General features: G+C 69.3%; 10 protein-coding genes. 1 reads left to right on the top strand and 9 read right to left on the bottom strand.

Going from position 1 to position 11,801, the window contains the following annotated elements; all coding sequences use genetic code 11:
* Positions 1–18: 18 nt before the first annotated feature.
* The 3 genes from NO900_RS02965 to htpX form a co-directional block, all read right to left on the bottom strand.
* Positions 19–978, bottom strand: a complete 960-nt coding sequence (locus tag NO900_RS02965) for a D-2-hydroxyacid dehydrogenase (protein ID WP_256407718.1) — start codon at positions 976–978, stop codon at positions 19–21.
* A gap of 84 nt (positions 979–1,062) precedes the next feature.
* Complete coding sequence (locus tag NO900_RS02960; RefSeq protein WP_256407717.1) at positions 1,063–2,325, bottom strand: MFS transporter; 1,263 nt, start codon at positions 2,323–2,325, stop codon at positions 1,063–1,065.
* Positions 2,326–2,424: 99 nt separating this feature from the next.
* Positions 2,425–3,294: a zinc metalloprotease HtpX gene (gene htpX, locus NO900_RS02955; protein ID WP_256407716.1), complete on the bottom strand. Its 870-nt coding sequence runs from the start codon at positions 3,292–3,294 to the stop codon at positions 2,425–2,427.
* A gap of 115 nt (positions 3,295–3,409) precedes the next feature.
* On the opposite strand from htpX, the gene NO900_RS02950 reads away from it, so the two are divergent.
* Positions 3,410–4,345: an NAD-dependent epimerase/dehydratase family protein gene (locus NO900_RS02950; RefSeq protein WP_256407715.1), complete on the top strand. Its 936-nt coding sequence runs from the start codon at positions 3,410–3,412 to the stop codon at positions 4,343–4,345.
* 369 nt (positions 4,346–4,714) lie between these two features.
* On the opposite strand, the gene flaJ is transcribed toward NO900_RS02950, so the two are convergent.
* The 6 genes from flaJ to NO900_RS02920 form a co-directional block, all read right to left on the bottom strand.
* Positions 4,715–6,451 carry an archaellar assembly protein FlaJ gene (flaJ, locus tag NO900_RS02945; RefSeq protein ID WP_256407714.1) on the bottom strand — a complete coding sequence of 579 codons (1,737 nt, stop codon included), beginning with the start codon at positions 6,449–6,451 and terminating at the stop codon, positions 4,715–4,717.
* 29 nt (positions 6,452–6,480) lie between these two features.
* The gene (locus NO900_RS02940; RefSeq protein ID WP_256407713.1) at positions 6,481–8,154 is read right to left on the bottom strand and encodes a type II/IV secretion system ATPase subunit; all 1,674 of its coding nucleotides are present in this window, start codon (positions 8,152–8,154) and stop codon (positions 6,481–6,483) included.
* A 76-nt stretch (positions 8,155–8,230) separates the two neighbouring features.
* Positions 8,231–8,983 carry an archaellum protein ArlH gene (gene arlH / locus NO900_RS02935; RefSeq protein WP_256407712.1) on the bottom strand — a complete coding sequence of 251 codons (753 nt, stop codon included), beginning with the start codon at positions 8,981–8,983 and terminating at the stop codon, positions 8,231–8,233.
* Position 8,984: 1 nt separating this feature from the next.
* Complete coding sequence (gene arlG, locus NO900_RS02930) at positions 8,985–9,479, bottom strand: archaellum stator protein ArlG (protein ID WP_256407711.1); 495 nt, start codon at positions 9,477–9,479, stop codon at positions 8,985–8,987.
* Positions 9,480–9,953, bottom strand: a complete 474-nt coding sequence (arlF, locus tag NO900_RS02925; protein WP_256407710.1) for an archaellum stator protein ArlF — start codon at positions 9,951–9,953, stop codon at positions 9,480–9,482.
* Positions 9,943–11,766: a FlaD/FlaE family flagellar protein gene (locus NO900_RS02920; RefSeq protein WP_256407708.1), complete on the bottom strand. Its 1,824-nt coding sequence runs from the start codon at positions 11,764–11,766 to the stop codon at positions 9,943–9,945. The genes arlF and NO900_RS02920 overlap by 11 nt, the downstream gene beginning before the upstream one ends.
* Positions 11,767–11,801 lie beyond the last annotated feature (35 nt).

Raw genomic sequence — 11,801 nt, 5'->3', positions numbered from 1 at the left:
CTCCTCGGCGACGACCCCTCAGGCCACCTGATTCCGCAGCCCCTCGTACTCGCCGGTCTCGTCGATCCGTTCGAGGTTCTCGACGAGGACCTCCGCGCGCCGCTCCCAGTACCTCGGCGTGTGGCCCGCGACGTGGGGGGTCAGGAAGACGTTCTCGAACCCCCACAGGTCGTGGTCGCTCGGGAGCGGCTCCGGGTCGGTGACGTCGAGCGCGGCCCCGTGGAGCGCGTTCGACCGGAGCGCGTCCGTCAGCGCGGGCGTGTCGACCACGCCCCCGCGAGCGACGTTGACGACGATCGCGTCCGTCGGCAGCGCGTCGAGCTCGGCCTCGCCGACGAGCCCCTCGGTCGCCTCCGTCAGCGGGCACGCGAGGACGAGCACGTCGGTCCGCGGCAGCACCTCGGCGAGGTCGCCGTAGCCGACCACCTCGTCGGTCGGACCGCCCTTTTCGGGCGAGTGGCGGGCGCCGATCGCCTCGACGTCGAACCCCTCGAACCGCTCGACGACCGCCTCGCCGATGGACCCCAGCCCGACGACGGTGACGGTACTGCCGGCGAGCTCGGTGAACGACTGGAAGCGGCGCCACTCCCGGCGCTCCTGGCGGCGGCGCCCCTCGTCGAGCCGCCGCGCGAACGTCAGCACCCAGCCGAGCACGTGCTCGGCGACGTTCGGGCCGTGGACCCCGGAGGCGTTCGTCACCGCGACGCCGCGCTCGGCCAGCGCGTCCAGCGGGAGGTGGTCGACGCCGGCGGCGTTACACGCGAACAGCCGGAGGTTCGCTGCGGCTTCGACCGCCTCGGCGTCGATCCGCTTGCCGGCGACGACGGTCGCCTCCCGCAGGGAGCGCTCGCGCTCGGCGGGCGTCGCCGCGAGGCGAACCTCGCGGTCGGGGAGTCGCCGTCGGAGTATCTCCGCGTAGTCGGCGGCCGGGATCCCGTGCGCGTCGTGGTCGAGCACCGCGACGTCGATGGCGGACATGCTCGACGCGTCGCGGTCGGTCGACAAAGTACCCGGGGATGGCGGGCATCGACCTGAGAGGCCGCGCGGTGGACGGGGGCCGCCTTACTTCCCCATCCGGATCGGCGGCGACGCGCTCATCAGGAGGAGGCAGGCGACCCCGACGCCCCCGCCGAGGAGCCCGGTGCCGACCCCGACGGCGCGGACCGCCGCCTCGAACCCGAGCGGGCGGGTCGCGAGCGCGACGGCGACGCCCATGATCACCGGAGTCGCCGTCGCCGCCGCGCGCCCGCTCCCCTCGCCGAGGCTGACGAGCCCGCCGCGCAGCTCCGCGGGCGGGAGCGTGGTGATGACGCTCCGGTAGATCGAGAGCACGAGCCCGAACCCGATCCCCATGAACGCGACGCCGACGGCGGCGACCGCGAGCGACGGGGCGAGGAACGTTAACGCGAGCCCCGCGCCCATCGAGAGGTTCGTGGCGACGAGCGGGTAGAGCCGGTCGTCGAAGACGTCCGCGATCCGGCCGGCCTGCGTCGCCGCGAGCGCGTACGTGAGGCTCGCGATCGCCGCGAGCGCCCCCGCCGCCGCCGGCGTCCCGCCGAGCACGTCGACGACGAGGATCGAGTTGTACGTGAGGAAGCCGAACCACGCCACGTTCGCGCTCCCGCGCGCGACGACCATCGTCCACGCCCGGCGGTGCGCGACCAGCGCGCGCATCTCGCCGAGCTGCGCCCGGAGCCCCGCCGACGACTCCCCGCCTCCCGCCTCGCCCCTCGCCTCGTCGAGCGGCTCCTCGAAGTACAGGTAGACGACGGCGGCGATCGGGAAGGCGACGGCGTACAGCAGGAACGGGTACTGCCACGCCATCCCGACGAGGACGCCCGCGGCCAGCGGGAACGCCGTCTGCGAGAGCCCCGAGCCCGTGAACCGGAGCCCCTGCGCGGTCGCCTCCTTCGTTCCCGCGTACAGGTCGCCGAGGCTGGTGATGATGATCGGCGTGAGCGCGGCGAAGCCGATCCCCTGGAGCGCGCGCAGGGCGAGCGCCGCGGCGAAGGTGGAGACGAGGGCGATCGCGGTGCCGGTGAGCCCGAACCAGACGAGCCCGAAGAGCAGCACCGGGCGCCGGCCGTACCGGTCGGAGACGACGCCCGCGATCGGGATGACGACGATGGACGGCGCCGTGAACGCCGACATCATGAGTCCGATGTTCGCCGTCGACGCCCCCAGCGGCTCGACGAGCGAGCCGAGCACCGGCGAGAGGAGCGCGGTGCCGAGCGGCGGGAGCACGTTGATGAGGAGGAGCAGCTGGAAGGGCCGCTCCCTGACGATCCCGGAGTCGGCTCCCGCTATCGACGGTAGCGATACCACGGCTGGCCGCAGGCGGTCGACCGAAGTAAAGCTACGCGTCGAGGCAGTCCGTCGCGTCTCGGCGCGGTCGTGCGTCCGGCGACGAGGGGTCGGCCGCGATCAGGCGGTCTCCATCTCGCGTTCCAGCTCGCGGAGCCGCTCGATGCGGTTCTCGGTCGACGGGTGCGTCGAGGCGATCTTGCCGACGAAGCCGGCCTTGATCGGGATGATGAAGAACGCGTTCATCTCCGCCTCCTCGCGCAGGTCCTCCTCCGGGACGCGGTCCATCCGCCCGTCGATCGTCATCAGCGCGGACGCGAGCGCTCCGGGCTTCCCCGTGATGAGCGCGGCGCCGCGGTCGGCGGAGTACTCGCGGTACCGCGAGAGCGCCCGGATCAGGAGGAACGAGATCACCCACACCAGGAGCGACACGAGGATCGCGACGATGACGGGCGCGCCCTGGCGGTTGTCGCCGCTGAACAGCCACCCCCACCGCACGATGAAGAAGGCGATGGTGGAGAGGAACGACGCGATGGTCATCACCATCACGTCGCGGTTCTTCACGTGCGCGAGCTCGTGGGCGAGCACGCCGTCGAGCTCGTCCTCGTCGAGCGACCGGAGCAGTCCGGTCGTCACCGCGACGGTCGCGTTCTTCTTGTTCCGACCGGTCGCGAAGGCGTTCGGCACCTGCGTGTCGGCGACGGCGACCGTCGGCTTCGGGAGGTCCGCCTGCTGGCTCAGGCGCTCGATCCGCCGGTGGAGGTCCGGGTACTCGTCGGCGCTCACCTCGCGGGCGCCCATGCTCCGCAGGGCGAGCTTGTCGCTGAAGAAGTACTGGGCGAGCGAGAACCCGCCGAGCATGATCAGCGGGAACAGGAAGTTCCCGAAGTACGTGGTCAGCACCCCGACGAACACGACGTAGAGGGCGAAGAGGAGGAACATCGTGAACGCCATCCGTCCACGTAATCCCCAGTCGGTCTTCCATTCCATACCCGAGTTTTACCGTTCGCCGGATTAAAGCCTGCCGGGGCACCGAGAGCGTCGTCGAGAGCGCGCGGTCGCCCGACGACGGTGCGCTTTTGCACCGCCGCGGCCACCCCCACGCATGGAGACCGTCCTCGTCACCGGCGGCCGCGGCGCCTCCGGGCGCTGGGTCGTCGACCGACTCGCCGGCGACTACGAGGTCGTCGTCGTCGACTACGAGCACCCGGGCCTCGACGCCGACCCGGCCACGAACGTCTCGTTCCGCGCCGCCGACCTCGCCGACCGCGGCGAGGCGCTCGACGTCGTCCACGCGGTCGACCCCGACGCCGTCGTCCACTGGGCGGCGATCCCGGTCGCGGGCACCCACCCCGACGGGAGAGTGTTCGAGACGAACGTGCACGCCGCGAAGAACGTCCTCGACGCCGCCGGCCGCGCCGACGCCCGGATCGTTCAGGCGTCGAGCGACGGCGCCTACGGCTTCTTCTTCGCGGAGCCGACCCCGTTCCCGGACGAGCTGCCGATCACCGAGGCCCATCCGCTCCGCCCGGAGGACCCCTACGGGCTCTCGAAGGTGACGGCGGAGGCAGCCGCGGGCGCGGTCGCGCGTCGCGAGGGCGTCCCCGCGGTTTCGATCCGACCCTCGTGGATCCAGTACCCCGGCGCGTACGCCTGCCGGAGCGACGACTACGTCGACGACCTCGCCGCCGGCGCCGGCAACTTCTGGTCGTACGTCGACGCCCGCGACGTCGCCGACCTCGTCGCCGCCGCGCTCGCGGGGACCGCGGGGTCGGACCCCGCCGTAGTGCCCGGGACCCACGAGGCCGTCAACTGCGTCGCGGCCGACAACGCGCTCGGTCGCCCCCTGCTCGACCTCCTGCGCGAGTCGTACGGCGAGGTCCCGGACGACTGCGCGGTCGACCCGAGCGCGGTCGCCGAGGGCGACGACCGGGGCGCCTACGCCATCGAGAAGGCCGAGCGGCTGTTCGGGTGGAAACCGAGCCGGTCGTGGCGCGGGGCGGCCGACGAGGACGTTCCCGAGCCGGTCCTGCTCGAATGACTGTCTCGCGGTGGCGCGCGCCTGCGAGTGGCCGCCCCCGGCGGCCACGAGGAGCGCGTGCGAGGGAGTCGGTGGTCCGGAGCGAAGCGGAGGACCACCGACGAGGCTGGGGAGGCGTGAGGTGCGGTCGCTGTGCGGGGTGGGACTCAAAGGGGCAGCCGGGAGGTCGAAGCACGGCGACGCGAGGACCGCAGGAGTGAGTGAAACGAGCGACGAGGACCGCAGCGAGCCGCGCGAGTCCTCCCGGCTGGGGCTTTGGCGGTATCCCCCGGAGAGTCGTCAGTCACGTACAGCCGAGCGGCTGGGACTTTGCGACCGCTCCGGACGCGAGAGCGCTATTCACAAGCGACCGATCGACCGACATATTGCTTAAATCGACAGGATCGCGTTCACCAGCGTCCGGGTCCCGATCGCCGTCACCGCGCCGAGCCACGTCAGCAGGACGAAGTGGATGTACCCGTTCGCGGGGTTCCCGCCGTCGATCCGCCGGATCATCTGCGAGGAGAGGGCGGCGTTGAACAGCACCACGGTGAGCAGCAGGTACTCGATCAGCGGGATGTCGTACGCGCCGGGGTAGACGATCTGCCCGATGTCCATCTGTTGGAGTCCGAAGTCGGCCGTCAGGTCCGCCAGGATCGCGACGATCTCCAGCCCGATGAAGAAAGCGAACGTCGCCGCCGCCGTGATCCCGTACAGCAGCCCGATGAACGTCACCGCCGCCTGCCGCCGCTGCTCGCGCAGCTGGTTCACGGCGTTCATGTTCTTCGAGATCAGCTCGCCGAGCATCTTCGGGTCCCCGCCCATCCGCCGGCCGACGAGGTACATCTCGGAGAACTTCTGGATGAGGTACGACCGCGTGTCGTACGTGAACGCCTCCCAGGCCCCCTCGGTGCTGATCCGCATGTTGAGCCGGCGGTAGAGCCGCTCGATGGCGGGCGAGAGGTCGCCGAAGTTCTTGTCGCGCAGCGTGGTCAACACGTCTGTCGTCGTCGACTGCTTGGCGCTCTCGGTCGCGCCGAGCGCCCGGACGAACGAGGGGAACTCGCCGTCCCGCGCCGTGATCTGCTGTTCCTCTTTCCGGAGGACGATGCCAGGAATGAACAGCGGCGAGACGGGGACCGCGAGGTATAACGGGAGCCGGACGTCGTCGATGAAGAAGAGCAGCCCGGGGAGCCCGGGACCGTAGCCGAACATGCCGGCCGCGGTGATCCCGATGAGCACGAACGAGAGCCCGCCGCCGACCCCCAGCGACGCCCACAGCTTCAGGTCGCCCGGCGCGCGCTCGTCCGGGTGGAACCAGATCGGGTCGTACGGCGAGGTCGCCCGGATCATCGCGTAGAAGCCGAGCTGGACGAAGACGAACAGGACGATGACGGCCGCCACCGTCGCCGTCGGGTTGTTCCCGGTGAGGATCGGGAGGACGATGGCGAAGACGAGGGCAAACGTCATCGAGAGGATCATCGACATGTACAGGTCCTTCATCACCTCCAGGTTCGCCAGCGAGGACTCGTACACCGTCTCGTACTTCGCGAGCATGACGTCCTGCTCGGAGACGAGGAACTCCTCTAACGACTGGCCCGCTCCCATCGTGTAGCCGAGCCGGTCGAAGAAGTCGGCCATCGCGTCGGAGGGGACCTCCTCGGCCCGCCGGCGACACGCGTCGTCGAGGCTCTGGTTCCAGGTGTCGACGAGGTGGACGACGCGGCCGATCTCCTCGGCCGCGGCCCCGTACTCCTCCTCTGTCGCGAGCGTCCGGAACACCTCCATGCGGTCGATGTTCGTCGTCGACAGCACGGTCATATGCGTCATCACGAGGTGGAGCTGGTTGTCGATCTGGTTCTCTAGGCCGGAGAGGTAGATCTTCGGGTAGATGACGGCCGCCACCAAGACGAGCCCGCCGAACATCGGGACCGGGACCCGCGCCGCGAACGGCAGCGGGAGGACGAACAGGCCGACGACGCTCGCGGCGAACACGAGGACCGCCGGGACCAACACGAGCCCGACGTACTTCCGCTTCGAGATGTCGAGCTTGTCGTACGACTCCACGACGGCCGAGGTCAGCTCGGCCGCGGTCGCGAGCCCGTTGCCGACCTCTTTCACCGCCATGTTACCGCGTGTCCCCCGTCATCGTCCGATCACCTGACGTTCCGGTGCATGTCGAAGGGGAGCCCCTCGACGCCGTCGCGCTGGAAAGAGTTGATCGCGTCGTTCACCTCGTGGTAGCCTAAGATCCCCTCCTGGATCATCCGCTCGATGAGCTCCGCGCGGAACTCCAGGTCGTCGTAGATGTCGCGGGTGTCGGCGTACCCGAGCAGCGTCGCGATCTGCTCTTCGAGCACGTAGGAGTTGTTCATCCCCTGGAAGACGATCTCGTCTTCGACGGGGTCCCAGCTGAACACCTCGCGGGTGACGACCCCCTCCATCTCCTTGGAGTACCCCTCGATCTCCTGGACGCTCGTCACCCGCCGGAGCACGTCGTCGCCCTGCTTCACCCGGTTCTGGAACAGCGCCACGTCGGCGTTGTCCATGAACGTCTCCGGGACGTTGATCGGCTCGGACGTGAACCGCTGGATCATCGAGACGATGTCGGACGCGTGGAACGTCAGCATGACGGGGTGGCCGGTCTGGGCGGCCTGGAACGCCATCCGCCCCTCGGCGCCCCGGACCTCGCCCACGATGATGTAGTCGGGCCGCGACCGCAGCGCGGCGGCGACTAGGTCGAACATGTCGACGTCGGAGGAGCCCTCGCCGCCGCCCTCCCGAGTGAGCAGCTGCTGCCAGGTGCTGTGGGGCGGGACCACCTCGGCGGTGTCCTCCGCGGTGTAGATCTTCGAGTCGTCCGGGATGTACGAGAGGATCGCGTTCAGCGTCGTCGTCTTCCCGGACGCGGTCTCCCCGACGACGAACACGGTCTGCTCGTTCTCCAGGCAGAGCCAGAGGTACGCCGCGAGCTGCGGCGAGAGCGTCCCCCAGTTGGTGATCTGGTTGATCGACAGCGGCACTTCCTCGCCCTGCCGGATCGTGAGCGAGGAGCCCTTCAGCGACACGTCGTCGGAGTAGATGATGTTGATACGCGACCCGTCCGGCAGCGTGGAGTCGACGATGGGGTCGGAGTCGGAGAGGGGGTCGCCGATCCGCTCGCCCATGTTGCGGAGCCAGCTGTCGAACTCCTGGGGCGTGCCGAAGTCGACGGTCGTCTCCAACATGCCGAACGTCCCGTGGTCGACGTGACACTCCTTCGGGCCGATAACGTGGATGTCCTCGTTGGCCGGGTCGCGCATCACCGGTTCGAGCGGCCCGAGCCCGACGATGTCGCGGTTGAGCCGGTAGCGGATGTTCTCGTACGTCTCCTCCGTGACGGAGAGCCGGCCGAAGTTCCGGAGCTTCGAGAGTCCCCGGCGCCAGCCGGTCGCCCCCTCGTCGACGTGGGTCACCTCCTCTAACAGCTCCTCGATGAGGTCGTCGTACTCCGTCTCCGAGTCGGGCGCGCTGTGCTGGCCGCTGACCGTGAGTAGCCGGCTCTTGACCTGTTTGAGGATCTCGGCCTGGGGCCCGGACACCTCCGGCTCGATGGCGTAGTACTTCGTGTCCTGCCCGAGGTCGCCGTAGATGTGGCTGTAGATCGGCCCGCCGACGGGGTAGATGACGTTCGGGCGGTTCGACTCGTACTCGGACTTCGGCTCCTCGATGAACTGTGGGAACTCCCCGGTAATCTGTTTGAACTCCCGGAGGTGCTCCCGGAGGTGGGGCCGCCGCATGGCCGCCTTCCGGAGCTCTTCCGATGGTTTCGCGGTGCCGTGTTCGGTCATGATCTACTCCGTGCCTCCCGCCGGACCGGTCGCGTCCCGGCCGCCGGGACGGCGCTGCGTCGGCTCGGCCATCGGCTCAGGCGACGCTCCGGCTCTCGATGACGATCCCGGTGCCCGACCGGACCGAGAACCCGATCGTGTCGCCGACCTGTTCGCCCATCCCCGCGAAGCGCTTCACGTTGATCTGCCGGCGGATGTCGTTGCCGACCTCGATCATCTCCAGTTCGAGGAACACGTCGGCGATCGACCGGAACGGCCCGATCGCGTCGTCGTCGACCGCCGAGGGGTCGACGGTGAGCACGACGACTTTCCCCTGCGAGATGATCTCGCGGAAGAAGGAGATGATCTCCAAGGCGGCCTGCCGCTCCTCGTTCTTCCGGACGAGCGCCTCGAACGTCGGGTCGTTCCGGAAGATGGCGTCGAACGTGTCGAGGAAGATCACGTCGGAGTTCCACATCGCCTCCGCGTCCATCAGCCGCTTGAGCAGCTCCTTGCGCTCGCCGTCGCCGTCGGAGAACGCGCCGCCCGAGTCGAAGTCGGCGTGGAGGAAGAGCAGCTCCTCGTTTAAGAGCGGCTTCACCATGTCGTACTCCAGCGAGTGCATCTGGTCGATGAACCCGCGGACGGTGAGCTCCGTCGACATCAGCGTGACGGACGCCCCCTCCTCGACGAGCCCGTAGGCGAACCGCTGGGAGATGGCGCTCTTCCCGGCCCCGTAGTCGCCCTCCATGAGGACGATGCTCCCGCGGGGGATCCCCCCGCCGAGCTCCTTGTTCAGCCGGTCGCGCTCGCCCAGTCCGATCGAGAGCAGGTTGTCGGCGCGGGGCATCTCAGCTCCCCTCCGTCCGGAACTGGAACAGCTCCTCGTCGCCGTTCACCGTGAGGTACACCCGGTGGTCCGTGCCCGGGTCGAGCGTCCCCCCCGTCCCGTCCACCTGGCTGACGTCGATCGTGAGCCGCAGCACGTCCCCGCGGTCCCACGCCGCGCCGTCGCCGGCAGAGACGAGCTCGCCGTCGGTCGCGTCCGGCGGGACGTAGGCGCCGTCGAAGACGACGTCGAGGCCGGAGCCGTCGGGGTTGAGCCGCTGCGTCCCGGTGTTCTTTATCAACAGCGTCACGTTCTCGCTGCTCTCGTTGTACACCCCGGCGCTCGCGTCGGAGATGACCGTCACGTCGGTCCGGAGCTGTTCGGTCGCGTCGATCCCGGCGTCCTCGACGGCCGCGCTCACCCGGTCGACGCCGGTCGTGACCGTGCCGACGACGCCGGCGGCGATCACGAGGCTCGCGATGAACAGGATGAGGTGCGAGACGGGGACGCTGGCCATCTACGCGCTCACCTCCGCGGCGTCGCGGACGCCGGACTCGACCACGAGGACGACGCGAGTGGGGTCGCTCCCGGTCGCGATCGCGGTGTCGACGGCCGTCGTGTCGACCGTCACCGTCAGCGTCTCGCCGCCGAGCCAGAGCTCGGTGTCGGCGTCGCCGTCGACGGTCGTGTCCGCGTTCGCCCCGCCGACGTCGACGTACTCGTTGCCGACGACGAGCGTCGCGTCGCTCGCGACCAGCCCGACCGAGCCGTCGTTGACGGCGTCGATCGTGAGGGTCTCGGCCCCGCCGTCGTACGTCGCGTTCGTCACGGCGAAGTCGGTGTTCTGCCGCTCCAGCGAGCGCTCCTGGATCCCCTGTTGCGCGTCGGTGACGCGGTCGAAGCCGTTGGCCGCGACGGGGTAGAAGGCGGTGAACGCGAAGAACAGGCCCGCGACGATGATAGCCGTCGACGCGGAGACGCTAACGCCCATCGCCCCACCCTCCGTCGGCCGGGTCGGCGCGGTCGGAACGCGGGTCCGGGTCGTTCATGGGTCGCGTGGAGCCGCTGTTCCGATTGCGTTTCTCAGAGTCGCCGCCCCGGTTCGCCTGCTCTTCGTCGCGTCTCAAACCCCTGTTACGCCCCGACCGCTCGTTTCGCCGTCGCGCGTCGCTGTGGCCGTTTGCCCGGGGCTCTGTGGAGCCGTCGGCGCGACGACCGTTGCGCTCGTCGCGTCGCCGGCCGTCGCGGTCCTCGCGTCGGCTGCGCGGCTGATTGTGGCCGCGGCCACCGACTGGTGGTGGCTCACCGCCGACCAGCGAGCCGCCGGCGAGGTCGTCCCACCGGTCGAGCAGGAGTCCGTGACCACCAACCCCGTTAAGCTGGGTCACGTACCGGAGACTGCGTGTGTGGTGTTCCCGGTTCAGTCGGTTGGTTCCTGGCCGGTCGACGAGGTTGCGGTCGATCGTGCCGAACCCGGAGAGGAAGTCGCGGAGCCGCGCCGCGGCCTCGGGGCCGACCCACTCAATCCGTTCGTAGTAGTTGATCGCACGGACCGCGTCGGTGACGTTGCTCGCGGAGACGAGAAATTCCAGCCACTCCATCACCAGAAGATCGCCGACGTAGTCGCCGGGGAGCTCCGTGAGGTACGGCTTTTCTCGATTCCCCGAGAGGTCATTTTCCCTGACGTACTCGAAGCCGTCGCCGTTCGCCTCGGCCGGGTCGCCGCCGGGGCGCGGGCCGCGCGTGCGGTCCGCCGCCGGCTCCGGTTCGGGCTCAGGCTCATGGCCCTCCGCCCCGGCGTCGGCGTCGTCCGCGGCTCCCCCGCCGAAGTTGTCCGTCCCCTCGTCGAACGACTCGACGCCGTCGTCGAAGGGGTCCGTCTCGTCGCCGAGGTCGTCGTCGAACGAGTCGTCCCCGTCGTCGAACGGGTCCTCGTCCGCGGGAGCCCCGGCGTCGCCGTTGTCCCCCGCCTCGTCGGCCCAGTCGGCTTCCCCGGCGTCGTACTCCTCTTTCAGTTCGCTGAAGCTCTTTCCATCGTCGTTCATATCGTCTCCCTCGTCCGCCGCCGCGGTCTCGGACGTGGCGTCGGCGGCGTCGCCGTCGTCCGTGTGATTGTCGTCCAGTTCCCCGTCCAGCTCGCTGAACTCGTCGTCCCCGTCGTCGAACTCGTCGTCGAGCATCTCGTCGTCGAAGAAGCCGTCGGCGTCGGCGTTCGCGACATCCTCGTCAAGATCGTCGGCGTCGTCTTCCTCGCCCTCATCGTTGAAGAGCCCGAACGACCCCTCGCCCCCGCCGCCGACGCTGTCGAAACCGCTGTCTTCATCGACAAAGGGATTGATCCCGCGGGTGACCATCTCATAGATGTCGAGCAGGTTCCGAACATCCTCCCCGATGTCGTCGATTGCAGTTGAGATCTCCTCGTTTTCCGACCGCACTGTGGACACCGTTGAGGAAAGCGAGGCGACCTCGTTTTCTAAGTCATCGAGCCGGTTTTCGAGCTCGTCGGTGTCGGCGCCGGCAGCAGCGACGCTGCCACCGTCGTCGAAGTCGTCCATCCCGTCGAAGTCGTCGAAGCCGTCCCCCATCCCACCGCCGCTGCCGCCGCCGTCCCCCATTTCACCACCGAAGGGATCACTGTCGCCCATCCCGCCGCCGAACGGATCATCGCCACCCATCCCTCCGGAGTCGTCATCGGAGCCGTCGTCGTCGAGGAAGCGGTCGAGGACGCTCGCACCGACGAGCCCCAGCGTGGCGACTGCCCAGGCGGCCGTTGGAGCTCCCAACACCGGTAGTTCGAGGCCCATTACCGAGTACGACCCGCAGAACACACTTCAATTCA

Source organism: Halorubrum rutilum, assembly GCF_024494565.1.
This window is presented reverse-complemented; position numbering and strand designations above follow the sequence as displayed.

Excerpts from the sequence above, each read along its gene's own strand:
- NO900_RS02965 (WP_256407718.1), bottom strand. The coding sequence starts at position 978 with ATGTCCGCCATCGACGTCGCGGTGCTCGACCACGACGCGCACGGGATC.
- htpX (WP_256407716.1), bottom strand. The coding sequence starts at position 3,294 with ATGGAATGGAAGACCGACTGGGGATTACGTGGACGGATGGCGTTCACG.
- NO900_RS02950 (WP_256407715.1), top strand. The coding sequence starts at position 3,410 with ATGGAGACCGTCCTCGTCACCGGCGGCCGCGGCGCCTCCGGGCGCTGG.
- flaJ (WP_256407714.1), bottom strand. The coding sequence starts at position 6,451 with ATGGCGGTGAAAGAGGTCGGCAACGGGCTCGCGACCGCGGCCGAGCTG.
- NO900_RS02940 (WP_256407713.1), bottom strand. The coding sequence starts at position 8,154 with ATGACCGAACACGGCACCGCGAAACCATCGGAAGAGCTCCGGAAGGCG.
- arlH (WP_256407712.1), bottom strand. The coding sequence starts at position 8,983 with ATGCCCCGCGCCGACAACCTGCTCTCGATCGGACTGGGCGAGCGCGAC.
- arlG (WP_256407711.1), bottom strand. The coding sequence starts at position 9,479 with ATGGCCAGCGTCCCCGTCTCGCACCTCATCCTGTTCATCGCGAGCCTC.
- arlF (WP_256407710.1), bottom strand. The coding sequence starts at position 9,953 with ATGGGCGTTAGCGTCTCCGCGTCGACGGCTATCATCGTCGCGGGCCTG.
- NO900_RS02920 (WP_256407708.1), bottom strand. The coding sequence starts at position 11,766 with ATGGGCCTCGAACTACCGGTGTTGGGAGCTCCAACGGCCGCCTGGGCA.